The organism is Arthrobacter yangruifuii (assembly GCF_009192775.1).
Lineage (GTDB): Bacteria > Actinomycetota > Actinomycetes > Actinomycetales > Micrococcaceae > Arthrobacter_B > Arthrobacter_B yangruifuii.
Genome location: NZ_VTFX01000002.1, coordinates 102,257 through 125,865 on the forward strand (window position 1 = coordinate 102,257; position 23,609 = coordinate 125,865).

The following is a 23,609-nucleotide window of genomic DNA, read 5'->3' on the forward strand; positions in this document are numbered from 1 at the left end:
CCGGCGCTTTTTCAGTGCGCCTGCCCCGTGCCCGCCGGGCACCCGAAACATCCTTGGAGAGAACTTGAGTGCACAAATTGGTGTAACCGGCCTTGCCGTCATGGGTGCAAACCTCGCCCGCAACCTCGCCCGCAACGGTTACACGGTGGCCCTGCACAACCGTTCCATCGAGAAGACGGATGCCCTGCTTGCCGCCCACGGCGATGAAGGGGACTTCATCCGCACCGAGACGCTGCAGGAACTGGTGGACTCGCTGGAAAAGCCCCGCCGGGTCCTGATCATGGTCAAGGCCGGCGCGCCGGTGGACTCCGTGATCAGCCAGCTGGTGCCGCTGCTGGAGCCGGGCGACATTGTCATCGACGGCGGCAACTCGCACTTCGAAGACACCCGCCGCCGCGAGGCCGCGCTGGCGGAGAAGGACCTGCACTTCGTGGGCGTCGGTGTATCCGGCGGTGAAGAGGGCGCCCTGATGGGCCCCTCGATCATGCCCGGCGGCTCGCGCGAGTCCTACGATTCCCTCGGCCCCATGCTGGAGAAGATCGCCGCGAAGTATGACGGCAAGCCCTGCTGCACCTGGATCGGGACCGACGGTGCCGGCCACTTCGTGAAAATGGTGCACAACGGCATCGAATATGCGGATATGCAGGTGATCGGCGAGGCCTATGACCTGCTGCGTTCGGCGGCCGGCATCGAACCCGCCGAGCAGGCGGCGATCTTCAACGAGTGGAACACCGGCCAGCTGAGCTCCTTCCTGATTGAAATCACCGCCGAGGTCCTCGGCCACGTGGATGCCAGGACCGGCAAGCCGTTCGTGGACGTCGTCGTGGATTCAGCCGGCCAGAAGGGAACCGGCCGCTGGACCGTCGTCTCCGGCCTGGACCTCGGTTCGCCGGTGTCCGCCATCGCCGAGTCCGTTTTCGCCCGCGCCCTCTCCTCCCAGCGCGGGCAGCGCGCCGTCGCCCAGGAGACGCTGAAGGGCGAGGAAGCCGCCGTCGAGCTTCCCGAGACCTTCGTGGAGGACGTCCGCCAGGCCCTGTACGCCTCGAAGCTGGTCAGCTACGCGCAGGGCATTGATATGCTCAACGCCGCCGCCAAGGAATACGGCTGGGACCTGAAGCTGGACGAGATCGCCTCGCTCTGGCGCGCCGGCTGCATCATCCGCGCCGAACTGCTGGATGACATCATGAAGGCCTATGCAGGCAGCGAGGCCCCCGCCAACCTGCTGTTCGCCCCGGCCTTCGCCGAGTCGATCGCCGCCGCGGTTCCGGCCTGGCGCCGCGTGGTGTCCGTCGCCGTGCAGCTTGGCATTCCCGTGCCGGTGTTCTCCTCCTCGCTGGCCTACTACGACGGCCTGCGCCGCAAGCGCCTCCCGGCGGCCCTGACCCAGGGCCTGCGGGACCTGTTCGGAGCGCACACCTACAACCGGGTGGATGCCGAAGGTACCTTCCACACCATGTGGGGCGAGGACCGCGCAGAGGTCGAAGCGGTGGACACCCACTAGGACCCGCCAGACGCGAAGAAGGCCCGCAGCGGATGCTGCGGGCCTTTCTTTGCACGGTTTCCGGCTAGATATAGATAGCGGGGTCGATGTACTCGGCCGGGTCAACGGCCGGCTCGGTCATCTTGGTATCCCGGTGCCGCCACTTGGCGGGAATACCGGTGATGATCGAATCCGCCGGGGCGTCCTTGACCACCACGGCATTGGCTCCCACGGCACTGTTGGCACCGATGACCACCGGCCCCAGGATCTTGGCGCCGGCACCTACGGTGACGCCGTCGCAGATGGTGGGATGCCGCTTGACCCTGGCCAGCGAACGCCCGCCCAGGGTCACCCCGTGGTACAGCATCACGTCGTTGCCGATCTCGGCGGTTTCGCCGATGACCACACCCATGCCGTGGTCAATGAAGAACCGGCGGCCGATGGTTGCACCGGGGTGGATCTCGATGCCCGTGGCGAAACGGGTCACCTGCGACAGCACCCGCGCCGGGAAGCGCAGGGCAGGCTTCGCCCACATGCGGTGCGTGAGCCGGTGCATCCAGATGGCGTGCAGGCCGGAGTAGACGACGAGGTTTTCGAGCGAGCCCCGGGCCGCCGGATCGTGTGATGCGGCGGCGTCGAGATCTTCACGCAGTCGGGCTAACAGACTCACAGAGAACTTTCTGCTCGGATGATCCGGCCCGCGGACGGGCCGGAGCGCGGCCTAGCCGCGGATATCGTCGTACAGGACGGTGGAAATGTAACGTTCGCCGAAGTCGCAGACAACAGCCACAATCAGCTTACCGGCGTTCTCCTCGCGCTTGGCGAGTTCCAGTGCCGCCCAGACAATGGCACCGGAGGAAATGCCGCCCAGAATGCCTTCCTGGCTGCCCAGCGCGCGGGCCGTGGCCACGGAGTCCTCGATGGAGGCGTCGAAAACCTCGTCATAGATCGTGGTGTCCAGAATCTCCGGAACAAAGTTGGCGCCGATGCCCTGGATCTTGTGCGGACCCGGGGAGCCGCCGTTGAGAATGGCGGAATCCTTCGGCTCGACAGCCACGATCTGTACGCCCGGCTTGCGCTTCTTCAGGACCTGCCCGACGCCGGTGACGGTGCCGCCGGTGCCGACGCCGGCAACAAAGATGTCCACCTTGCCGTCGGTGTCTTCCCAGATTTCCTCGGCGGTGGTGGCACGGTGGATGGCCGTGTTCGCCTCATTGGCAAACTGCTGTGCCCAGATCGCGTTCTCGGTGGTGGCGACGATTTCCTTGGCCTTGTCCACAGCGCCGCGCATGCCTTCGGCACCGGGGGTCAGGACAATCTCGGCACCGTAGGCGCGCAGCATGACCCGGCGCTCGGTGGACATGGTCTCGGGCATGGTGAGGATCACCTTGTAGCCGCGGGCAGCACCGACCATGGCCAGCGCGATGCCGGTGTTGCCGGAGGTGCCTTCAACAATGGTGCCGCCGGGCTTGAGCGCGCCGGCCTTTTCAGCGGCGTCGACGATTGCCACGCCGATCCGGTCCTTGACGCTGTTGGCGGGGTTGTAGAACTCCAGCTTTACGGCAACCTGGGCGGGGAGTCCGGCTGCAAGCCGGTTCAGGCGGACCAGCGGAGTTCCGCCTACGAGCTGGGTAACATCCTCATAAATACGAGCCATGGTTTCCTCTATTCCTTCAACGTTCCTACAATGCCGGACGGAGTTATGCCCGTTCCAGCTTATCGGCGTAGCCTGACGGCCTTATCCCTGAAGCCATTCGGAGTAATACTTGCGGGCTTTGGCCAGTTTCGGATTGATAATCACCTGGCAGTAACCCTGGGCGGGGTGTTTGGCGTAGAAATCCTGATGGAAGTCCTCCGCCGGGTAGAACCGGGGCAGGGGCACGATCTCCGTCACAATGGGATCCTTCCAGTTCTCCCGCGCCCGTTCCAGGGCGGCTTCGAAATCCCTGCGCTGATCTTCATCGCCGTAGAACATCGAGGACCGGTACTGGGTGCCGACGTCGTAGCCCTGGCGGTTTGGCGTGGTGGGATCGTGCTGCGAGAAGAACATGTCCAGGATGATCTCGGACGGAATGATGTCTTCGTCAAAGGTCACGGCCACCACCTCCGCATGTCCGGTGATTCCGGCGCTGACACTGTCATAGTCGGGGTTATCCACCGCCCCGCCCGTGTAGCCGGAAACTACGTCGGTAACGCCGCGGACCTTGCGGTAGAGGGCGTCGAGGCACCAGAAACAGCCTCCGCCTAATACATACGTCTTCATGCCCTTAATAAGGCATCGGGCACCGCTTTGATTCCCGGAACCCCGAAAAAGGAGCAGCAGTGTTGCCTGCGTCACGGCCAGCGCGGCGGAATTGAGGCCGGGAACCGGCGCAGGGTAGAACTGAACCCATGGAAGATCACCCCCACGAGCATGCCGGCACGGACACTGACCGGACGCCGGAAACCGCAGTTCCCACTCTCGGCGACGTACTGCTGGCGGCGGAGGAGTTATGGCCCGAATCGCTGGCTGAGGACTGGGACGCACCCGGCCTCGTGGCCGGACGTGCCGACCGGGAGGTCCGGCGGATCCTCTTTGCCGTCGACCCCACCCGTGAAGTCATCGACGAGGCCCTGGACTGGGGAGCGGATCTGCTCATCACCCATCACCCCCTGTTGCTGAAGCCGGTCAACTCGGTGGCCGCCACAACGTTCAAGGGCGACGCCGTGCACCGTCTGATCGAGGGCGGCTGCGCCCTGCTGACCGTGCACACCAACGGTGACAGCGCGGTCGGGGGAGTGTCCGACGTGCTCGCCGACGCTTTCGGGCTCGGGAATGTCACCCCCCTGGTGCGTGCCGCCGCGGGCCTGCCCGAAGAGGGGATCGGCCGGGTGGGGGACCTGCCCGAGGCGCTCACGCTCGCGGACTTTGCCGAGCGGGTGTTCGGCCTCCTGCCCGCCGTGGCCGGCGGGGTCCGCGTGGCGGGGGACGCCGCGGGACTGATCCGCCGTGTGGCCGTCTGCGGGGGCGCCGGCGACAGCCTGTTCGACGCCGTCCGCGCCGAGCGGGCGGATGTCTACGTCACCGCGGACCTGCGCCACCATCCGGCGTCGGAACTGCGCGAGCGTGCCCACACCGGAAACGGCCGCCCGTACCTCATTGACGTGTCCCACTTCGGCAGCGAGTGGCTGTGGCTGGGCCCGGCCGCCGGCGCACTCGGGAACGTGCTGACGGACCAGGGTTTCACCGCCGAGCTGCGCGTCAGCAGCGTGAACAGCGATCCGTGGGACTTTGTCCTTACCCCCGGGCTGAAGTGATCCCCGCCGGTGGCATAGGCTTAGAAGAGCCGGGCCAGGCAGGTCCGGATATACACGGAGGTAATCGGTGGCAAAAGCATCGCCCGCGGAGCAGCTGAGGCTGCTGGATCTGCAGGCCCTGGACAGCAGGATCAAGTCCCTGCGGAACCAGGCCCGCAACGTTAGCAACAATCCCGAGATCGCGTCCCTTGCCGAGTCCGTTGCCGCCGCTGAAAGCGCACGCGTGGCAGCCGGCACGGAAGTGGCCGACATTGAACGTGAGCTCACCCGGGCCGAAGCGGATGTAGCGTCCGTGGTGGCGCGCATGGCCCGTGACCAGCAGCACCTGGACAGCGGCAAGGTCGGTTCCAAGGAACTCACCGCCCTGCAGGCGGAAATCGTTTCGCTCGAACGCCGCCGGTCCGATCTTGAAGACGTGGAACTGGACGTGATGGAGCGGCTGGAGACGGCCCGTACCCGCGAATCCGAGGCCAATGAGGCACTGACCGCGCTGCACGAGCGGCGCCGGGAACTGGAGGAGAAGCGCGACGCCGAACTGGCGGTCATCGGGACCGACAGCACCGACGCCGAGGCCCGCCGCGAAGAGCTCGCTGCCAGCTTCGATCCCGGGCTGCTCGCCGTCTATGAAAAGACCCTGTCACGGCACGGCATCGGCGCCGCACGCCTGTTCCACGGCACTTCCGAGGGTTCCGGCATGCAGCTGAGCCCCGGTGACCTGGCGGATATCCGCAAGGCCGCGGATGACGAGATTGTGTTCTGCCCGGATTCGGGCTGCATCCTGGTCCGCTCTGCCGAGTGGGGCAGCTGAGCAGTGACATTGTTTGACCCGGAGCCGGACTCCGGCGAGGAACCCGCGGTTGCCCGCATCCCGGCCGGCGGATCCCGCCGCACCCTGATTGTGGAAGCCGACGGCGGCTCCCGCGGCAACCCGGGCATCGCCGGCTACGGCGCACTGGTCCGCGATCCCGACACCGGGCGCATCCTGGCGGAGAAGGCCGAATACGTGGGCCGGGTGTCCAATAACGTCGCCGAGTATTCGGGTCTGATTGCCGCCCTTGAACTGGCGCACAGCATCGATCCCGACTGCTGGATCCTGGCCAAGATGGACTCCAAGCTTGTGGTGGAGCAGATGAGCGGGCGCTGGAAGATCAAGCACGCCGATATGCAGAAGCTGGCGGCGAAGGCCCGTTCGATCGTGAATCCGCAGCGGGTGAAATACCAGTGGATTCCGCGGGAGCTGAATAAGGACGCGGACCGGCTGTCCAATGAGGCGATGGATGCCGGAACCGCAGGTGTGCCGTGGAAGCCGCGCGCCGGTGCGGACATGAAGACGGCGGCTGCCGCGGCGGTGCTGGAAGCAGCCTCGTCTCCCGCTCCCGCAGCCGTACCCACGGGGCGCCTGCATCACACCGAGATCTGGGTCAACGATTTCGCCGCGGCGGAAAAGTCCCTCGGCTGGCTGCTTGAGCGGCTCGGCTACGTCCGGAAGGACACCTGGACCACCGGGGCGAGCTGGCAGGGCGCAGAGGGGTACATCGTGCTGGAGGAAGGCCCCGACGTCGAACGGGGTCCCTATTCCCGGAAGCGGGCCGGGCTTAACCACCTGGCGTTCCGTGCCGGTTCGGAGGCCGACGTCGAGCTCCTGGCACGGCGCGCAGCCAGCCACGGCTGGACCCTGCTGTTCGCGGACCGGCATCCCCATGCCGGGGGAGAAGAGCACTACGCCGCCTACCTCGAAAACGACGAGGGCTTCGAAGTGGAACTGGTGGCCGGCTAGCGCCTACTCCGCCAGGATGAGGTTGAGCTGGTACGGCTTCCGGCCTGCCGGGGGCACCAGCTCGGCCTCCCACTTTTCCTGTGCAGCAGCCAGGAGCTCCTGCGGCGTCGCCGGCTCCGTGCCGGTGCGCAGGAGCAGATGGCGGGCCAGCTCGCCGCGGGTGTGCTTGGCGAAGTGCGAAACCACTTTGCGCTGGCCGTTGCGGACGGAAAAGACGTTCACTGCGGCAGTGTGCTGCGGGTTCGGCGTCCAGGCAGCCGCGTAGGTGCTGGAGCGGCAGTCCACCACCAGCGAATCGCCGGCGTACTCATCGAGCGGACCCGTCAGGTGCTGTTTCCAGAACGCAGCCAGGCGTCCGGTTTCCGGAAGCCGCACCGACATCGAGAGCCGGTACGCCGGAATCGGGTCCGCAAAGCCCAGGGCGCCCCACAGGGCGGACATCACCAGCACGGTATCGTCTGCGCGCCGCTGAACCTCGGCCGGCAGGGAAGGGTAGCCCAGCGCGTCGTACAGCACGCCGGTGTAGACCCGGTGTGCGGGGGCGCAGGGCTCGGTGTCCAGGGCGGTGTTGCGCCGCACTTCCGGTGCGAGGGTTGCACCCACCCCCAGGACCGCCAGGGCATCCCCGGAACTGCTGGCTTCCGCCAGGGCCTTGAGTACCAGCGCGCGTGGTTCGCCAAGCAGCGGGAAATGCAGCCGGGACAGGTCCAGCGGCGGTCCGGACGGAGCAGGCGTTTTACCTTCGGAGGGCGGGAGCAGAATCAGCACTGATTAATCCTATGCGAGGACATCGGGGGCTCCGGTGCCGGCGCAGCAGCTGCGGGACGGTAGAGTTGACTGTGGACGGGTTGGCCAGGCAATCGCGTCGGCGCGGATTCCTTTTGGGGAAAACGCTGCCGCCGAGGAAAGTCCGGGCTCCGCAGGGCAGGGTGGTGGGTAACGCCCACTCGGGGAAACCCGCAGGCCAGTGCCACAGAAAAGAAACCGCCGGCTTATGCTGCTTTGCAGCCTGAGCAGGTAAGGGTGAAAAGGCGGTGTAAGAGACCACCAGCGTCCCGGGTGACCGGGACGGCTAGGTAAACCCCACCCGGAGCAAGGCCATACAGGACACGTTTGAGGGCTGCCCGCCCGATGTGTCCGGGTAGGCCGCTTGAGGCAGCCGGCAACGGCGGCCCTAGATGGATGATTGCCGCTCCCGGTCCGGTAACGGTCCGGGCGTACAAAACCCGGCTTATCGGCCAGCCCGTCCACATACCGCCCCGATAAAGCACGGCGGAAAATTGCGGCTTCGGCACTCTGACTGGTTTTATTCGACAGGTGCTGGGTTATTCTTTGGCCATGTCCCACACCGAGGCGGCAAAGAAGCCATTGGTTCTGCGCAACAGCAATTTCGGCCGGTTATGGATTTCTTCAACCGCCGGAATCTTCGGCACAGCCGTCACGAGTATTGCCCTGCCGGTGATAGCGGTAACGGAGCTGGACGCAACCAATGCAACGGTCGCCGTCCTTTCCGGAATGACTTTCCTCCCCTGGCTCCTGTTTGCCCTGCCTATCGGCGTGCTCGTGGACCGGCATCGGCGCCGTCCGCTGATTGTGGTTTCCCTCGCTGTCCGGACCCTGCTGCTGGCGAGCCTGCCGGTGGCCTGGTGGCTCGATGCCCTGACCACGGTGCAGTTGTTCGCAGTGTCCTTCGGCGCCGGACTGGCAGCCGTGTTCTTCACCCTCGGAGAGCAGGCACTGGTGCCCCTGGCGGTGAACCGCGAGGAACTGGTGGAGGGCAACGGACTGATGACGGGCTCCGGTGCCCTTGGCGACGCCGGCGGCCGTGCCGTAGGCGGATGGGTCACGGACGCCTGGGGTGCCTCCAACGCCCTGCTGCTGCAGGTGGGGGCGTCCGTAGCCTCTCTCGTGGCCATTCTCCGATTGGACATTACCGAACCCCTGCCGGACCGGCAGAAGGACCGGAAGGTCCTCCGGGATATGGCGGAGGGGCTGCGGTACACCTTTAGTACCGTGCCGCTGCGCATGCTCCTGATCACCGGGGCGCTCTGGAACCTCGGCGGCAATATCGTGGTGTCCCTGCTGGTGCTCCTGGTGATCCGCTCCCTCGGAGAGACCCCCGGCATGCTGGGACTGCTCACGGCCGCCACGGCAGCGGGCGGTACCCTCGGCGGGCTGTCCGCGAAACGGATCACCGCACGGTTCGGCTCCGGCCGGGTGTGGCGGTATTCGATGTTTCCCGTTGTGGCCGGATATGCGACCCTGCTGTTCATTACGCCCGGCCGGGGAATGACCGCGGGATTTATCGGTTTGTTTATAGCCGGCTTCTCGATTTCCCTGAACATTGTGGTGTCCACAACCTTCCGCCAGCGGGTGTGCCCGCCGGAAATGCTCGGACGCCTCGGCTCGGCGCAGCGGATGGTGACCTGGGGCATGCTGGCGGTGGCGGCTTTCAGCGCCGGCCTGCTGGTTGAAGCAGTGGACATCCGGGGAGGTATCCTCACCGGAATCCTGGTGGCCGCCCTGGCGCCGCTGGCGGCTGCTTTCGGTCCGCTCCGCCGGGTGCGGGACCTCGCAGACCTGGAGCCGCCCCGTCCGGCGTCGAACGCCGCAGATGCCGGCCAGCCCGCCGCCTGAATGTGACCCATCTCTCATTTGTGTGGCTGGTGGGCCGGATGTGTCCTAATACACTTGTAGGTGATGACCCCCAACCGGCACAACGCGGTGCCGGCTGAGAAAAGGATGTGAAGTTCTGTGAGCTCCAATTCGGATACGTGCCTTGACGCGTGGATGGACCGGGAGGCCCTTGCCGAGGCCATGATTCCGCTGATCGGGCGGCTTTACCGGGAGAACAGCGTGGTGACCTCCGTGTACGGGCGTCCGCTGGTGAATAAGTCAGTCATCGACATTTTGAAGGCGCACCGGTTCGCCCGCCAGATTGATGAAACGGAACTGCCGGTAGCGGAGACCTATCCGCTGCTCCTGGCGCTGACCGGGCTGGAGCTGGGGGCGGCCTCCGTTGACCTGGCGCGGCTGAGCACCAAATACAAAGAGCAGGGCGGAGGGGACCTCACCGAGTTCCTGCGCATGGAACTGGCCGACGTCGCCGGTAAGCGCGGGGCAGACGAGAGGACCAGCACCGACGTCGTGCTCTACGGGTTCGGCCGCATCGGCCGCCTCCTTGCCCGGATCCTCGTGGAGAAGGCCGGCGGCGGGCAGGGCCTGCGCCTGCGCGCCATCGTGGTGCGGAAGGGGTCGGAAAATGATCTCGTCAAGCGTGCGTCCCTGCTGCGCCGGGACTCGGTGCACGGCGCCTTCAACGGCACCATCACGGTGGATGAGGAAAACAACACCATCCAGGCCAACGGCACCCTGATCCAGGTCATCTACTCCAACGACCCGGCCACCGTGGACTACACCTCCTACGGCATCAACGACGCCGTAGTGGTGGACAACACGGGCCGCTGGCGCGACGAGGCCGGGCTGTCCCAGCACCTCGCCGCGAAGGGTGTGTCCCGGGTGCTGCTGACCGCGCCGGGCAAGGGCAGCCTGAAGAACATCGTGCACGGAATCAACCACGGCACCATCACCGACGAAGACCGGATTATCACCGCGGCCTCCTGCACCACCAATGCCATTACCCCGGTGCTCAAGGTCCTCAATGACAAGTACGGCATTGTCAACGGGCACGTGGAAACCGTGCACTCCTTCACCAATGACCAGAACCTGATTGACAACTTCCACAACGGCGATCGGCGCGGCCGGTCCGCTGCGCTGAACATGGTCATCACGGAAACCGGAGCGGCCAAGGCCGTGGCCAAGGCGCTGCCGGAGCTGGAAGGCAAGCTCAGCGGCAATGCCATCCGGGTGCCCACCCCGGACGTGTCCATGGCCATCCTGAACCTGAACCTGGAGAACGCCACCACCCGGGAAGACGTCAACACGTTCCTGCGGGAGACCTCCCTGAACTCCCCGCTGCACAAGCAGATCGATTACATTGCGTCCCCCGAGGTGGTTTCCAGCGACTTCGTCGGCTCCAAGCGGGCCGGCATCGTGGACGGACTGGCGACCATCTCCAACGGCAAGAACCTCGTGCTGTACGTCTGGTACGACAATGAGTTCGGGTACAGCTGCCAGGTGGTCCGCGTGCTGGAGGAAATGGCGCATGTGAACCCGCCGGCGTTCCCCAAGGCGCAGTCGCTGGCAGCCATCGCCGGCTAGCGCTGCGAACAGGGGCGTAAAGCGAAGGGCCCGCAGGAATTCCTGCGGGCCCTTCGCTTTGCCGGAAAACCTGCCGGCAGCGGCGTCAGCGTCAGTGTCCGAACGGGTCCGGATCCACGCCCGGCATCCAGGTGTTGCCCGGAACCGTCCAGCCCTGCGCCTTGATGACCTTGCGGGCCTTCCTGCTCCAGCGGTCGGTCAGCCGGTCCACGTACAGCTTGCCGTCCAGATGGTCATATTCGTGCTGGATGACCCGTGCAAACCAGTCGGTCGCCTCAAACTCCACCGGAGCACCGAACTCGTCGAAGCCCTTGATCTTGGCCCATTCCGCCCGGTTGACCGGGAAGTTCTCGCCCGGCACGGAGAGGCAGCCCTCGGATGTTTCGTCCGGATCCGGGGCCGAGCCCGGGACCTTGGACGTGATGAGGACCGGGTTGATGACGATGCCGCGGTCCGGCGCGTCGTCGTCGTTCTCATACGCGAACGTAAACAGGCGCAGTCCGACTCCGATCTGCGGGGCTGCCAGGCCCACCCCGTTGGCCACGTCCATGGTTTCGAACATGTCGGCAACCAGGGTGCGCAGTTCGTCATTGAACTCTTCCACCTCGGCCGCCCTGCGGTGCAGTACGGGCTCTCCGTGGATAACGATGGGACGAACGGTCATTACTGTCTTTCTCTCGTGATGGTGGTGCCGGGAGGCTGGGGTCAGCGGACGATGCCGCGCCCGATGACTTCCCGCATGATTTCGCTGGTGCCGCCGAAGATGGTCAGCAGGCGGGCTGCCAGGAAGGCCTGGGCAACCGGGTACTCCAGGATGTAGCCGTAGCCGCCGTGCAGCTGCAGGCAGCGGTCGGTGATGGACTTGGCCCGTTCGGAGGCCCAGAGCTTCGCTTTGGCGGCGGAAACGGCGTCGAGCCGGCCCTCGTTGAAGGCAAGGATCGCCGAATCCACGTAGGATTCGGTCACCTCAACCTCGGTAAGGATGTCAGCCAGCGCGAACCGGCTGTTCTGGAAATCGGCAATCCGCCCGCCGAAGGCGTTGCGGTCCTTGGTGTACTCCACGGTGGCTTCGTAGATCCGCCGGGCGACGGCGGAGGAGGCGACGGCGATGGCCAGACGGCCCTGGGGGAGCTGGCCCTCGGCGTACTCGAGTCCCCGGCCGACTTCGCCAACAAGGTCTGCTGCGGAGACACGCACGTTGTCGAAGAACAGCTCGGCGGTATCCGAGGCCTTCAGCCCCATCTTGTCCAGCTGCCGGCCGGTGCTGTAGCCCTCGGTCTTCTCCACCATGAACATGCTGAAGGAGTCCCGCTGGCCGCGGCCGGTGCCGCCGTCGGTGCGGGCCAGGACGAGGGATGCGTCGCCGCTGATGCCGTTGCCGATGAAGGTCTTCTGGCCGCTGATCAGCCAGCCGCCGTCGTCGGTCCGGACCGCCTTGGTGCGGATGCCGCGCAGGTCGCTGCCGGCTCCGGGTTCGGTCCAGGCCACGGAGGTGACCTTGTCGCCGGAGACCATGCCCGGCAGCCAGCGTTCCTTGAGCTCGTCTGAACCGTAGGCCAGCAGGTGCGGGAGCACCATGTCATCGTGCAGGTGGAAGGCCAGTCCCACGGCGAGGTGGTTGGTGCGGGCGAATTCCTCGTCCATCACCGCGCGGAAACGGTAGTCCGGCATGCCTGCGCCGCCGAACTCCTCGGGGACGGCCAGGCCGAGCAGGCCCTGCTCTCCGGCTGCCTTCCACAGGCGGCGGGGCATCATGTGCGCCGAGTCCCACTCCGGATAGCCGGGGGCGACTTCGCGGGTGTCGAACTCCCGGACGACGTCGCGGAACAGCTCATGGTCCTCTTCGAACAGTCTGCGCTCCAAGGCGGCGCCTCCTCATTGATAAGCCACGCATGGCGACAAATGGTTCTTACCGGGCCGGAGCCCGCGGAGCCGGGACTGCCTCCGGGATACAGTCAAACACACACAACAAAGGCCGCCCCGGAATCATCCGAGGCGGCCTTTCGAAGCTGTAACTGCCAGCCTCATTGGGGTGAGTAACGGGGGTTGAACCCGCGACCTCCTGGACCACAACCAGGCGCTCTGCCAACTGAGCTATACCCACCATGTGCCTCAAACGTTCATTCGCGAAGTCCAGGCGAGTGGCCTTGCGAACTCATTTGTCTGAGGCAGCGGAATCAAGCTTACACGGTTTTTGGAGTGCTTTTGACACGTTTGGTTCCGTGCGGCCTTTTTGTGACCGAGCTAACTCAAAATCCCCGCGGCGATCTTCTTTGCGGTGGCGGAATCGGGGCCCGGTGCGGGCACGAAAACAGCCTCGCGGTAATAGCGGAGCTCGTTGATGGAGTCCCGGATATCACCGAGGGCGCGGTGTCCGCCGCTCTTGGCAGGCGCCTGGAAATAGGCTCTGGGGTACCAGCGGCGGGCGAGCTCCTTGATGGTGGAGACATCGATGATGCGGTAATGGAGGTAGTCGATGACTTCCGGCATGTCGCGGGCCAGGAACATCTTGTCCGTCCCTACGGAGTTGCCGGCCAGCTGCGCCTTCTTCGGTTCGGGGACCCACTTGGTGATGTATTCGACGACGGCGGCCTCGGCCTCGGCCATCGTGATGCCGTTGGGCAGCTCGTCCAGCAGCTTGGAAGTGGTGTGCATCTGGCGCACAAAGTCACCCATCTGGGCCAGCGCCGCGTCATCCGGTTTGATGACCACGTCCACGCCGTCCCCAAGGATATTCAACTCGGAGTCAGTGACAAGGACGGCCACTTCGATCAGGGCGTCATTCTTGATGTCCAGACCCGTCATCTCGCAGTCGATCCAGACCATACGTTCATTAGTTATTGGCACGAGTCCAATGTACCGCTTTCACCCGCTCTGTCTTCGGGGGCGGGCGCGTGGGCGACCGGAGCGACGAACGTGCTGGCCCGAAAACAAACGTGGCCTGCGTCACGGGAGTGCCGCTGCCGCCTTCGCCGCGCCCCGGGCGGGTGCAGGGCGCGGTGCTAATATCAGCCTGTTACGGTACGCGGCATTGTTGTGCCCGCATTCGACACCGGTACCGGACCCTGACTGCCGCCAGGTCCGCAGCACAAAGTGTCAACCCAGAGATTGGAACCACGTAGATGACCGCCCAGGTCCCCGCGACCGAGCCTTCGTCTCCGGGCTCGGAGATAGCAAAAGCCGACCGCCCAAACATCGCGATCATCCAGGGGTTCATCGGCTCCCTGATGATGCTTGCCGGATCGTTTGGAGTGGGCTGGCTGTCGCTGGCCTCCAGCCTGCGGACCAATCCGGTGATCATCTGGATGCGCTTCGACGAGCCCCTGGGCGCCGTCGTGGCCGTGCTGCTCCTGGCCACGGGCGGAATGCTGCTGGTGCGGTCCTGGCTGCGCCTGGGCCAGCGGATGAAGGGCGGATGGGGGCCGGAATCGCGGCCCGTCATCCTGCGGGCCATCATCGCCTGGTCGGCGCCCATGTGCCTCACGCTGCCGCTGTTCAGCCGCGACGTCTTCGCCTATATAGCGCAGGGCCTGGTCATGGTCAGCGGCCTGAATCCGTACAAGGACGGCTACTCCCAGATCTCCAACTACCTGCAGCTCGGTGCGGACGACCTGTGGGCGCAGAGCCCCACCCCGTACGGTCCGGTGTTCCTCTGGCTGGAGCAGCTGGTGGTTCTGGTAACGAACGGCCAGCCCGAGTTCTCCATCCTGCTGTTCCGGCTGATCGCCGTCATCGGCGTGGCAATGTGCGTGTACATCGTACCGAAGCTCGCTGAACTGCACGGGATCAATCCCAACCGCGCACTGTGGCTCACGGCCGCGAACCCGTTGTTCCTGACCAACTTCATCGCCAGCATCCATAACGATGCCCTGATGATCGGGCTCGCCCTCGCCGGACTGTACCTCGCGGCCACCAACCGTGCCCTGGTCGGCATCCTGCTGGTGACCCTCTCGATCGGCATCAAGCCGATCACCATCATTTTCCTTCCGTTCATCGGGCTGCTCTGGGCCGGAAAGAACGCCTCATGGCGGCGGAAGTTCGGCTACTGGTTCATGACCGCGGGCATTTCCCTGGGCCTGCTCTGGATCATGGGCCTGATCAACGGTTTCGGCTTCGGCTGGGTGGGTGCCTTGAGCACGCCCGGCAGCGTCTGGATCTGGTACGCACCGGTTGGCTTCGCCGGCATGCTGGTGGCCACCCTGGGCAATGCGCTGGGGCTGCCGGGCTGGACCCTGGCGGACATCGTGCACACCATTGGACGGCTCGCCTCCGTGGCCATTGTGCTGTGGCAGATGTTCGTGGGGCAGTACAGCCGGCTGATCCGGCGCCTGGCACTGGCCTTCGCCGCCATCGTGATGCTGGCGCCGATGATCCAGTCCTGGTACGTCGTCTGGCTCATCCCGCTGTTCGCGGTGACCGGCCTGCGCGATGACTGGCAGGCCAAGACGCTGTACCTGATGGTCTCCTTCTTCATGGTCTACGCCATCAGCGACCAGCTGGATATCTGGCCCTACTTCGACTTCAGCCTCAGTGCCGCCCGCCAGATCGCCGCGGTGATTGCGCTGGGCTTCGCCCTCTACCTGATTTTCCTGGATCCCAAGACCAAGGTCCTGTTCCGCAGGAAGCTTACGGAGCCTGCTCCGGGCGAACTGCGGACGCACTAAGCGTGCCGCTGCCGGCCCGGGTCAGCCGAATGACCCGGGCCAGTGCCCAGCCGAACAGCACCAGCAGCAGGATATTGCGGGCGGTCAGGAGCAGCGCCACGGCAACATTCAGGTCGTTGTACAGGGCCGAATAGAACATGGGATAGACCAGCGTGGTCAGCGCAGCGATGGCCGCCATCAGGATCCCGGGCACCTTCCAGTCCCGTCCCTCCCACGCCAGTCCGACGGCGGTCACGGCGCCCAGCCAGAGCATGAACTGCGGCGATCCCACCTTGTTGAACACAATGAACGCGCTGACCAGTGCCAGCGATCCGGAGATCAGCAGGGCGCGCGGATCGGCACCGCGGCGCAGCGCCCAGATCAGCAGCCCGACGACGGCGACGGCCGCCAGCGCCAGCAGGGGCGACATCAATGCCGCCACCGGCTCGCCGAGGGCACCGCGGACCTCGCGCGTATTGATGACCTTGTCTTCGAAAATGTAGGCATCCGAGGACCCCAGGATCGCCTGCCACAGGCCCGGCGTCGTAAAGGGCGCCTCCATCTGCATGCCACGGGCGCCCTGTTCGCCGATAAAGCTCAACAGGTGGCTGAGGCCGCCGGAGAGGGCCACCGCCGCGGCAATCACGGCTGATACCGCGGCACCGGTGGCCAGCAGGGTGAGCCGCCTCTTCCACGCGACGAGCACTGCGAGGATGACGGCGGCGGGCCAGACCTTGATCCAGGTGGCCAGGGACAGCAGCGCCGAGGCCAGGACGGGGCGGGTGGCCAGGAACAGCAGGCCCATGATGACCAGGGGTGCGGTGAGTCCGTCCACGCGTCCCACGGCCACCGGGCCGAGCAGCGCGGTGACGGCCAGCCACCAGTAGGCGGCCGCGATGCCCTGGGTTCCGGCGCGCCGGGCCAGGACGGCGACGGCGGCCGCATTCAGTGCCGTAAAGAGCAGGAACCAGGTGAACTGGTAGGCCCCGTAACCGAAGACCGCTGCCAGGACCATGGGGGCAAGCGCAGCGATGGGATAGACCCAGCCGCCGTCAATGCCGACCCAGTAGCCGTCCTGGATTCCGGAAAACGCCCACTGCCGGTAAAAGCCCACGTCGCTGAGGACATCGCCGCCGAGGATACGGCTCGCGAGGGCGGCAAGGAAACCCGCGTGGATCACGGCAAACACCGTCCAAAGGGCGGCGGGACGGAGTAACCGATGGTGCTGGAAGGCCGATTTCCGGGACATGCGAGGGTGGTGCTCCTTAGGTGAATCCGTTGCCGTGCCGCGTCGAGTGCACAGCGATAAGGCTACCGGCGCGCGGCTCCGGGAATGCAATTCGCCGCCGGACACGGAATACTGAAGGAATGACCGACCTAACTGAAGAAGTGATTGTGGCGGATTTCGACGTTTCGGAGTGGGAACCCACCCCCTACCAGGTGGAGGGAACCAACAGCGAACTCTCCACGGTTCGGGCAGTGAAGATTTTCGAGGGGGACATCACCGGAACCAGCGTTGCCGACCTGATCATGGCCGGTAACTCCGTGGGTGCCGGATACGTCGGTTCCGAGGTTTTCGCGGGGACCATAGCGGGCCGCTCCGGAACCATGGTCATCCAGCACTGGGGGCTGGCCGAGGGCACTGCGACGGCCAGCTCCGGCCACATCATTCCCGGTTCCGGCACCGACGATCTTGCCGGCATCTCCGGCAAGGCCATCTACACCCAGGAAGAGGACGGCCAGCACCGCCTGGAACTGCGGGTCACCTTCCCCGTCCAGGGATAGGCTCGGGCCTAGGCACCCAGCGCGGCGTAGCCGGCCGCCGCCAGCGAAGCGGCAATCACCAGGGCGAACCCCGCCAGCCACAACGCAGCAGGAACCCCGGTCCGCCGGGAGAGGATATAGGCGTCGGAGCTTTCCAGGTTCCGGCGCCGACGTGTGTGTACGCCCAGCACGTTGAACCAGTCACGGACGGCCCCCACGAGCAGCGCAATGCCCGTGCCCATGGCCACGTACCCGGCGACGGGAGGGGCGGCGAACCAGACCAGCAGCACCGAAATCCCCGTGCACCCGAACGCGATCACAAACCCCTGCCCGTTGCGGATGAACAGGAGCGCGGCGATCAGCACCAGGGCGCTGACGGAGAGCGCAGCCCCGGCCCAGCCGCCCAGCCCCGCCAGCACCAGGACGGCGCCGACCACCGCCGGGACAGGATAGCCCCAGAACCCGGCCCAGGCGGCGGGGAATCCTCCCCGGCCCAGGGACCGCATGTCGCCGGAATGGTCGAAGCGCAGGCGGATTCCCTTCACTACCTGTCCGGTGCTCAGCGCTGCGAAGGCATGACCGAGTTCGTGAACGAACGTGACGAACAGCCCAAACCACCGCCATGTGGCGCGGGGAATGCTGAGCAGGGCCGCGGCGGCGGCAATCAGCAGCAGTGCCACCGGATCGGGGTCCACGGCAGGCACCCGGTCGAAGCCGCCCAGGACCCGGTTCCACCACTCACCGGCCACGCCCAGCGGATCAGCCACGGGCGGCCTGCCTTCGGTGGTGCCGGTCCGCGGCGGAGTGCTCAGAGGTCCAGGACGCCGCGCAGGATGGAGTCCCCGGAATGCAGGGGGTTCCCGTCAAAGGGCTCATCGGAAATATCAACAATCGGGTATTCATCGAGGTTCAGGTTAGCCGGAATCGCGAACCGGGCTTCTGTTCCCTCCATGGTCCCGAGGCTGACCATGCGCTCCACATCGGGGGCAATCAGCCAGACTTCGCGGTAGCCCTGCGCCCCGGAGCCGGTGGCCGTGACAACCAGCTCGCGTTCGCCGTCGGCCCGCTCGTCCACCTCGGCACGGCCCGTTTCGGAGTAGGAAGCCAGCGGAGACAGATCCACCGCGGCAATAACCTCGCTCCGGTCCGACAGGACGCGTGTGATGCCCCACGTGCCGGCGGCGGCCAGAACCACTGCCGCCGCAGCAGCGCCCAGGATCTGCGGGAGCCGCCGTCGTTGGCGCCGTTGCCGGGCAGCTTCCAGGGACGCCGCGGACGGTGCCGGGGATTCCTGCGGGGCGGGGGCCGGTGCGGGAGCCCCTGCGGGGGCAGCGGCTACTGCTGCAGCCGGCCGTTCAGGGGCATCAAAAGGATCCGAGCGGACGGAATCACTGAGCCCAAGCCGGGCATGGATGCCGTCCCACACGGACGACGGCGGCCGGGGGAGTTCCTCCGCAACGTCCGGGGCCCTCCCTGCGGTCACCACCCGCTGCAGTGCGGTGACCTCCGCCCTGCATTCGGCGCAGCTTTCGAGGTGGGCCGTCTCCCCGGGGTCGGTCTCGCCGAGGGCGCACAGGGCCAGCGCTTCAGGTGGCAGATGCTGCATCGCTGACCTCCAATCGCTGGCGTAGTTGGACGAGGCTTCTTCGGATATGGCTCTTTACGGTACCCAAGGGTAGTTTCAGTGTTTCCGAAATCTGCTGATGTGTCAGATCTTCATGGAAGGCCAGGCGGAGGATGGAACCCTGCGGCTCCCCGAGCCTGGCCAGTTCGGCGTCCAGCACCACGCGGTCCGCGACGCCGTCGGGGTCAGGGCCGGTGGCCGGCCCGGAATGCCGGCCCGGCTCGGGAGGTTCCATCAGCGTTTCGGAGGAACGAACCCTGGCCGTTGCCATGCCGGCTGCCACATTCCGTCCGATGCCGACCAGCCATGCTGCCAGCGTGGACCGGTCGGGGGCATAGCTGTCACGGTATTTCCACGCCCTGATGAACACTTCCTGCACGGCGTCGTCGGCGGCGCCCGGATCCTGCAGCCTGCGCAGGGCCAGGGCACGGATCAGGGGCGAAAACAGGCGGTAGGCTTCGGCGAGTGCCGTTTCGTCGCCCGCGGCAAAGGCAGCGTCCATCGCGGCGTCGCGGTCCGAGGCGCCGGTGGGCATCAGTGCCGTTCTCCTGCCGTGCGGGGATGCCTCCGCCATCCGGAAGCTCTCTGAGGTAGACACTACGGTACAGGGACAGCGGTGAGCACAACGTTGTCTTCATAGTCGCCTACCGCGTCGAGCCATTTACCGCCGCACGTCACCAGCTCGAGCCGGGGGGCACCCGAGCGGTCAAAAAGATCGAAGTCGTCCAGTGCGGCCTTGGGGATGTTCTCCACGCTTTCGGTGGTGTAGCGCAGCACGCTCCCGTCGCTGCGGGTAACCGTGACGGGGGTACCCGGCGGAACCTCGTCCAGCCCCGCGATGGGAAGCACTTCCGTCCGCGAATCCACGTGGGCGGCAAGCACCGCCGCGCCGCGCGAGGACCCGGGGGCAGGTCCGTAGCGGTACCAGCCCGCCTGGTAGTGGTTGTTGGGCAGTGTCATGGCACCGTTGTCCTCCTGGCCCACCGGAATGACCTCAAGGTCGATGCCGGTTCCTTCGACACGCACACGCACGGGATCGGGAACAACCTCGGGCGGTGAGGGTACCGCCGGCCGCACCGGTATTTGCGTGGCGGGTGCTTCCGGTGTTCCGGGGGCCGCGGAGGTGCCGGGGGCCTCCGTGGTGGCGGGGGCCGCCGTGGATGACGCCGGCGCGGGCGACGACGGCGCCGGCGTAGAACTCGAAACGGACCCGGCCTCCGGGGCACCGCTGCATGCTGAGGCCCCGGCAAGGACGGCGGCAGAGAGGCAGGCCGCTGCTGCGAGCCGTCGCAGGGGGACAACGGTCATGAAGGTACCTCCGCAAAAAAGGGGGGGGACCCGGTGCTGCGGCGCGGAAAGGGGCCGGAAGCGCCGCAGCACCGGGGGAATGGGGCGGGTGTCTACTTGCTGCCGGCCATGGACCGGCGGCGCAGCAGGACGGCGCCCAGGGCGAGCAGTGCCACACCGCCGGTAGCGGCAGCAGCAGTCACTGCCTGCTCATCCCCGGACTGGGAAACCTGCTCCAGGGCACCCGGAACCGCGTGCGGTGCGGAGTGCATGCCCTCGAGCGTCTGGGTGGCGAGAGCCAGGTTCCCGGCTTCGAGGGAACCCCAGGCGTAGACAATCGTGTTGGTGCCCTCGGCCAGGGTCAGATCCGCCGGACCGATCACCGGCGTCGTGGTTCCCGCTGCGGCAACCGAAGCGGAAATCGTTCCGGGGTCCACGGTCAGCGCCTTCTCATTCGGGTTGGTGAGGTTGGTGATGACCGGAGCACCGCCGGCCAGGACGTCGACGGCGGGTGCCGCTGCCACGTGGCGGACGGTCAGGCGGGACTTGCCCGCCTCGACGGCGGACGTGTCATTGGTGAACAGGTTGGCCGTCGGCTTGCCGGAGGCATCCAGGTTGGCCGTGGCGGTGTAGCTGCCGCCGGCTGCCAGATCTGCAGACACCGGGCCGATGATCGGTGCAGAGGCGTCAGCAGCGTCGGCGGCCGTGATGGCCAGCTGGTAGTTGCCGCCCGGCAGGTCCAGCGGTCCCGCGAGTTCGCCGGGCATGAAGTCGTCCAGGGTGAGGGTGCCGTTGACGTACACGTCCACCGGAGTGTCCGGAACACCGTGCAGTACCGACAGTTGGGCCATATCGGTGTCGGCCGCGGATGCCGGTACAGCCGAGAAGGCTGCGGCGGCACCCAGGCCGAGCGTCGAGAGAGCGATAGCGGTCTTGCGCATGGTCTGAGCTCCTTGTTCTGCCGCACCCTTCGGTACGGGGTTTTGTGACTTACACCCCTATTACTTCCGGGTGCCCGGGTTTGGATGCAGATCAGCGGAATTTTTTATCCGGGGGAGGTCTCCGGGGGAAGGAACCGTATCCGCCGGCAACCCTGCGCGGCGCTGCGGCAGGCTGCTGAACGGCGGGCCGCAGGGTCCGTAGTATCATCGACTGGTTGCCCCCGTAGCTCAATGGATAGAGCAACGGCCTTCTAATCCGTAGGTTGCGCGTTCGAGTCGCGCCGGGGGCACTTCACGGGCTCAGGCTGTTTTGCTCAGGCCGTTTTAGAACCGGCCGGCGTCCAAGGCCGGTGCCGCGGCGTAGGCTCGGGCGGAATATGCCCGCCCCCCCCGCAAGGAGCCGCAGTGCCCACCGGCTACCTCATCACCGTCATCCTGCTTGGACTGAGTACTTTGTGTGCGCTCGCCCCGCCCGGCACCGGCGGACGGGGCAACGGCCCGCGCCCCCGCAGCCCGTTCCGCTGGGGCACGGCCGCATACCTCGCGGGGATGACCCTCAATGAGGCTCCCATGGTCCCGCTGCTGTTCGGTGCAGCGGTCACCGCCCTGGCCGTCACGGAAGGGGAAGTCTCCTCCGCCGCGGGCATGGCCGCTGCGGCCGGAATGGCCCTGGTTGCCGCGGGGCTCCGGCTGGTTGCAGAGCGTGCCGTCCGGCACCGGGCCGCCCCTGCACAGGTCCTCGAGACCCCGCTTGGCCACGGCCGGCGAAATGCCGCCGGACCACGGGCCTTCGTCACGGCCGGCGTTGGTGCGGTCCTGGCCGGACTGTTTCTGCCCTTCCGGCGGCGCCGGCGGGGAGTGCGCCGGCTCAAGGACCTGCAGTACGGGGAGTTCGGCCGGCACAACACCCTCGACCTGTATCTGCCCCGGACCGGACCGGCCGCAGGACCCGTATTCGTGCACTTCCACGGCGGCCGGTTTGTGTCCGGGGCCAAGAACCGGGAGTCGCTGTATCTGCTGTACCGGCTCGCCTCCCACGGATGGACGTGCATCAGCGCTAACTACCGGCTGGCCCCCGCCGCCGGATTCCCCGACTATGCGGTCGACGCGAAGCGCGTTATTGCCTGGGTGCGTACCACCGGTGCCGCCCACGGCGCGGGCGGCGGACCGGTGGTCGTGGCGGGAAGCTCCGCCGGTGCCTTCCTGGCCGCCTTTGCGGCACTCACGCCCAACCAGCCGGACCTGCAGCCCGGATTCGAGGATGCCGACACATCGGTAGCAGGGGCGGCATGCCTCTACGGCTACTACGGCAGAGTCCAGGAGACCAACCCTGACAGCACGCCTGCAGCTCACCTGTTCCCCGGAGCGCCGCCGTTTTTCCTGCTGCACGGGGACAAGGACAGCGTGGTGCCCGTGCAGCACGGGCACCGCTTCGCGCGTGCCCTGGCGGCGGTGTCCCGGCAACCGGTTTTCTGGTGCCGGCTGCCCGGAGCGCAGCACTCCTTTGACTACTTTGCCTCGGTTCGAACCCGGTTTGCCGCGCCCGCCATTGAGGAATTCGCTGACTGGGCGGTGCGGGAACACCAGACCGGAAAAGGGCTGCCCAAAGGGCGCTAGTGCTCCTCCACAGGGCAGATACCAGCGGCTCCTGCCCGCCATGATCCACAGCCGCCACCGTGGCACGGCCGCGGAAGGCCCGGAGAGCGAAGACTTGCCGGACCGGTAAATCCGCCGGCATCCAGGCCGCGGCTGCGGAAAACGCAGTGTGCCGCGGCAGACAGCCGAAGGCAGGAAAACATGAGTGACACCATTACGCTCCGCGGCTACGTGGCCACCGACCTCCGCCGGAACACCACCGACAACGGACTCGCCGTCGCCAGTTTCCGGATGTGCACCACGGAACGGCGTTATGACCGGGACACCGGCGGATGGCTGGACGGGCAGACAAACTGGTATGCCGTCAGCCTTTTCCGCCAGCTGGCCACCAATGCCGCCTTCAGCATTCACAAGGGGGACCGGGTAGTGGTCACCGGCAGGCTTAGGCTGCGGCAGTGGACCACGGAGGACGGCCGCAGCGGCACCAGCGCCGACATCGACGCAGACACGGTGGGGCATGACCTGATGTGGGGGACGGCGAGCTTCCGGCGCACGGCATCCACGGGCACCGATGCTTCCCTGGGCGGGGACCGGGCCGACGGCGGTGTGGGGGCCGAGACCGGCACCGGTTCCGGCCTCGGGGGAGATCCGGACCTGGAGGAGTCCCTGGGCCGGCTGGACCCGCTGACCGGTGAGCTGCTTGATCCTGTCCCTGAGGACGGGGGTTCCGCCGAGGGAGGCTCCACGGACGGGGGTTCCACCGACGGGGAGGCTATGGCAGCGGAGCCGACCCGCGAAAAGGCCGGGGCACCCTTCTAAAGACGCCGGGGGCGGGCGTGGGCGTCCTTTCCGACCGGACACCCGTCCCCTCCGCCGTTCCCCGCCGGGGGCGGGCGGGGGGGGGGGGGGGGGGGGGGGGGGGGGGGGGGGGGGGGGGGGGGGGGGGGGGGGGGGCGGGGGGGGGGGGGGGGGGGGGGGG

The 23,609-nt window shown here is 66.6% G+C and carries 23 protein-coding genes, 2 tRNA genes and 1 other RNA gene; 12 read left to right on the forward strand and 14 right to left on the reverse strand.

Translation table 11 applies throughout. The features are described 5' to 3' along the window. Positions 1-64: 64 nt before the first annotated feature. On the forward strand, positions 65-1,501 hold the full coding sequence (gene gndA / locus GD627_RS06515) for an NADP-dependent phosphogluconate dehydrogenase (RefSeq protein WP_152271858.1): 1,437 nt from the start codon (positions 65-67) through the stop codon (positions 1,499-1,501). Between the two features lie 64 nt (positions 1,502-1,565). Here the strand turns inward: gndA and epsC are convergent, their stop codons facing one another. The 3 genes from epsC to msrA form a co-directional block, all read right to left on the reverse strand. Continuing rightward, complete coding sequence (epsC, locus tag GD627_RS06520) at positions 1,566-2,150, reverse strand: serine O-acetyltransferase EpsC (protein WP_146364353.1); 585 nt, start codon at positions 2,148-2,150, stop codon at positions 1,566-1,568. 51 nt (positions 2,151-2,201) lie between these two features. Further along, complete coding sequence (gene cysK / locus GD627_RS06525) at positions 2,202-3,137, reverse strand: cysteine synthase A (RefSeq protein WP_152271859.1); 936 nt, start codon at positions 3,135-3,137, stop codon at positions 2,202-2,204. An 81-nt stretch (positions 3,138-3,218) separates the two neighbouring features. Further along, a complete protein-coding gene (msrA, locus tag GD627_RS06530) occupies positions 3,219-3,743 on the reverse strand; it encodes a peptide-methionine (S)-S-oxide reductase MsrA (protein WP_146364349.1) in 525 nt (174 codons plus the stop codon). Between the two features lie 128 nt (positions 3,744-3,871). Here msrA and GD627_RS06535 point away from each other — a divergent pair, with 128 nt between their 5' ends. The 3 genes from GD627_RS06535 (at position 3,872) to GD627_RS06545 (ending at position 6,554) form a co-directional block, all read left to right on the forward strand. Next, the gene (locus GD627_RS06535) at positions 3,872-4,777 is read left to right on the forward strand and encodes a Nif3-like dinuclear metal center hexameric protein (protein ID WP_152271860.1); all 906 of its coding nucleotides are present in this window, start codon (positions 3,872-3,874) and stop codon (positions 4,775-4,777) included. A 67-nt stretch (positions 4,778-4,844) separates the two neighbouring features. Then, entirely contained in the window at positions 4,845-5,585 is a 741-nt protein-coding gene (locus GD627_RS06540; protein ID WP_152271861.1) for a zinc ribbon domain-containing protein, read from the forward strand. Between the two features lie 3 nt (positions 5,586-5,588). Then, positions 5,589-6,554, forward strand: coding sequence for a reverse transcriptase-like protein (locus GD627_RS06545; protein ID WP_246165367.1), 966 nt, complete (start codon positions 5,589-5,591; stop codon positions 6,552-6,554). Between the two features lie 3 nt (positions 6,555-6,557). Here GD627_RS06545 and GD627_RS06550 read toward each other — a convergent pair whose 3' ends face one another. Then, complete coding sequence (locus GD627_RS06550; protein ID WP_152271862.1) at positions 6,558-7,322, reverse strand: YaaA family protein; 765 nt, start codon at positions 7,320-7,322, stop codon at positions 6,558-6,560. Between the two features lie 76 nt (positions 7,323-7,398). Between GD627_RS06550 and rnpB the strand changes: the two genes are divergently transcribed. The 3 genes from rnpB (at position 7,399) to GD627_RS06565 (ending at position 10,775) form a co-directional block, all read left to right on the forward strand. Beyond that, an RNA gene (gene rnpB / locus GD627_RS06555) (RNase P RNA component class A) lies at positions 7,399-7,804 on the forward strand. 88 nt (positions 7,805-7,892) lie between these two features. Next, the gene (locus GD627_RS06560; RefSeq protein WP_152271863.1) at positions 7,893-9,191 is read left to right on the forward strand and encodes an MFS transporter; all 1,299 of its coding nucleotides are present in this window, start codon (positions 7,893-7,895) and stop codon (positions 9,189-9,191) included. Positions 9,192-9,308: 117 nt separating this feature from the next. Continuing rightward, the gene (locus GD627_RS06565) at positions 9,309-10,775 is read left to right on the forward strand and encodes a glyceraldehyde-3-phosphate dehydrogenase (RefSeq protein ID WP_152271864.1); all 1,467 of its coding nucleotides are present in this window, start codon (positions 9,309-9,311) and stop codon (positions 10,773-10,775) included. 91 nt (positions 10,776-10,866) lie between these two features. On the opposite strand, the gene GD627_RS06570 is transcribed toward GD627_RS06565, so the two are convergent. The 4 genes from GD627_RS06570 to orn form a co-directional block, all read right to left on the reverse strand. Beyond that, entirely contained in the window at positions 10,867-11,439 is a 573-nt protein-coding gene (locus tag GD627_RS06570; RefSeq protein WP_152271865.1) for a peptide deformylase, read from the reverse strand. 41 nt (positions 11,440-11,480) lie between these two features. Then, positions 11,481-12,638 carry an acyl-CoA dehydrogenase family protein gene (locus GD627_RS06575; protein WP_152271866.1) on the reverse strand — a complete coding sequence of 386 codons (1,158 nt, stop codon included), beginning with the start codon at positions 12,636-12,638 and terminating at the stop codon, positions 11,481-11,483. A gap of 165 nt (positions 12,639-12,803) precedes the next feature. Next, positions 12,804-12,879: transfer RNA gene (locus GD627_RS06580), tRNA-His, on the reverse strand. 140 nt (positions 12,880-13,019) lie between these two features. Then, on the reverse strand, positions 13,020-13,622 hold the full coding sequence (orn, locus tag GD627_RS06585; RefSeq protein WP_281349980.1) for an oligoribonuclease: 603 nt from the start codon (positions 13,620-13,622) through the stop codon (positions 13,020-13,022). Between the two features lie 275 nt (positions 13,623-13,897). Between orn and mptB the strand changes: the two genes are divergently transcribed. Then, entirely contained in the window at positions 13,898-15,439 is a 1,542-nt protein-coding gene (mptB, locus tag GD627_RS06590) for a polyprenol phosphomannose-dependent alpha 1,6 mannosyltransferase MptB (RefSeq protein WP_152271867.1), read from the forward strand. On the opposite strand, the gene GD627_RS06595 is transcribed toward mptB, so the two are convergent. Next, positions 15,402-16,667: a glycosyltransferase 87 family protein gene (locus GD627_RS06595; protein WP_152271868.1), complete on the reverse strand. Its 1,266-nt coding sequence runs from the start codon at positions 16,665-16,667 to the stop codon at positions 15,402-15,404. The genes mptB and GD627_RS06595 overlap by 38 nt on opposite strands. Positions 16,668-16,786: 119 nt before the next feature. On the opposite strand from GD627_RS06595, the gene GD627_RS06600 reads away from it, so the two are divergent. Next, positions 16,787-17,203 carry a DUF3224 domain-containing protein gene (locus GD627_RS06600; RefSeq protein WP_146364330.1) on the forward strand — a complete coding sequence of 139 codons (417 nt, stop codon included), beginning with the start codon at positions 16,787-16,789 and terminating at the stop codon, positions 17,201-17,203. Between the two features lie 8 nt (positions 17,204-17,211). Here the strand turns inward: GD627_RS06600 and GD627_RS06605 are convergent, their stop codons facing one another. The 5 genes from GD627_RS06605 to GD627_RS06625 all read right to left on the reverse strand — a co-directional run bounded on the left by GD627_RS06605 (position 17,212) and on the right by GD627_RS06625 (position 21,034). Next, positions 17,212-17,949, reverse strand: coding sequence for a M50 family metallopeptidase (locus GD627_RS06605; RefSeq protein WP_246165368.1), 738 nt, complete (start codon positions 17,947-17,949; stop codon positions 17,212-17,214). A gap of 41 nt (positions 17,950-17,990) precedes the next feature. Next, a complete protein-coding gene (locus GD627_RS06610; protein WP_152271869.1) occupies positions 17,991-18,788 on the reverse strand; it encodes an anti-sigma factor in 798 nt (265 codons plus the stop codon). Then, positions 18,769-19,341 (reverse strand): RNA polymerase sigma factor, encoded by a 573-nt coding sequence (locus GD627_RS06615; protein ID WP_146364542.1) that lies wholly within the window; start codon positions 19,339-19,341, stop codon positions 18,769-18,771. Before GD627_RS06615 ends, GD627_RS06610 begins: the two co-directional genes overlap by 20 nt. A 62-nt stretch (positions 19,342-19,403) precedes the next feature. Continuing rightward, entirely contained in the window at positions 19,404-20,114 is a 711-nt protein-coding gene (locus GD627_RS06620) for a class F sortase (protein WP_152271870.1), read from the reverse strand. 92 nt (positions 20,115-20,206) lie between these two features. Continuing rightward, positions 20,207-21,034, reverse strand: a complete 828-nt coding sequence (locus GD627_RS06625; RefSeq protein WP_152271871.1) for a DUF4397 domain-containing protein — start codon at positions 21,032-21,034, stop codon at positions 20,207-20,209. A gap of 217 nt (positions 21,035-21,251) precedes the next feature. Between GD627_RS06625 and GD627_RS06630 the strand changes: the two genes are divergently transcribed. From GD627_RS06630 to ssb, 3 genes are all read left to right on the forward strand, one after another. Next, a tRNA-Arg gene (locus tag GD627_RS06630) sits at positions 21,252-21,324 on the forward strand. Between the two features lie 115 nt (positions 21,325-21,439). Next, complete coding sequence (locus GD627_RS06635) at positions 21,440-22,651, forward strand: alpha/beta hydrolase (protein WP_152271872.1); 1,212 nt, start codon at positions 21,440-21,442, stop codon at positions 22,649-22,651. A 180-nt stretch (positions 22,652-22,831) separates the two neighbouring features. Continuing rightward, complete coding sequence (gene ssb, locus GD627_RS06640; protein WP_152271873.1) at positions 22,832-23,449, forward strand: single-stranded DNA-binding protein; 618 nt, start codon at positions 22,832-22,834, stop codon at positions 23,447-23,449. The last annotated feature ends 160 nt before the right edge of the window (positions 23,450-23,609 follow it).

What these genes read in the sequence shown, in the direction of transcription:
- cysK (WP_152271859.1), bottom strand. Translation starts at nt 3,137, where the DNA reads ATGGCTCGTATTTATGAGGATGTTACCCAGCTCGTAGGCGGAACTCCG.
- msrA (WP_146364349.1), bottom strand. Translation starts at nt 3,743, where the DNA reads ATGAAGACGTATGTATTAGGCGGAGGCTGTTTCTGGTGCCTCGACGCC.
- GD627_RS06535 (WP_152271860.1), top strand. Translation starts at nt 3,872, where the DNA reads ATGGAAGATCACCCCCACGAGCATGCCGGCACGGACACTGACCGGACG.
- GD627_RS06560 (WP_152271863.1), top strand. Translation starts at nt 7,893, where the DNA reads ATGTCCCACACCGAGGCGGCAAAGAAGCCATTGGTTCTGCGCAACAGC.
- GD627_RS06570 (WP_152271865.1), bottom strand. Translation starts at nt 11,439, where the DNA reads ATGACCGTTCGTCCCATCGTTATCCACGGAGAGCCCGTACTGCACCGC.
- mptB (WP_152271867.1), top strand. Translation starts at nt 13,898, where the DNA reads ATGACCGCCCAGGTCCCCGCGACCGAGCCTTCGTCTCCGGGCTCGGAG.
- GD627_RS06595 (WP_152271868.1), bottom strand. Translation starts at nt 16,667, where the DNA reads ATGTCCCGGAAATCGGCCTTCCAGCACCATCGGTTACTCCGTCCCGCC.
- GD627_RS06600 (WP_146364330.1), top strand. Translation starts at nt 16,787, where the DNA reads ATGACCGACCTAACTGAAGAAGTGATTGTGGCGGATTTCGACGTTTCG.
- GD627_RS06610 (WP_152271869.1), bottom strand. Translation starts at nt 18,788, where the DNA reads ATGCAGCATCTGCCACCTGAAGCGCTGGCCCTGTGCGCCCTCGGCGAG.
- GD627_RS06615 (WP_146364542.1), bottom strand. Translation starts at nt 19,341, where the DNA reads ATGCCCACCGGCGCCTCGGACCGCGACGCCGCGATGGACGCTGCCTTT.
- GD627_RS06620 (WP_152271870.1), bottom strand. Translation starts at nt 20,114, where the DNA reads ATGACCGTTGTCCCCCTGCGACGGCTCGCAGCAGCGGCCTGCCTCTCT.
- GD627_RS06625 (WP_152271871.1), bottom strand. Translation starts at nt 21,034, where the DNA reads ATGCGCAAGACCGCTATCGCTCTCTCGACGCTCGGCCTGGGTGCCGCC.
- ssb (WP_152271873.1), top strand. Translation starts at nt 22,832, where the DNA reads ATGAGTGACACCATTACGCTCCGCGGCTACGTGGCCACCGACCTCCGC.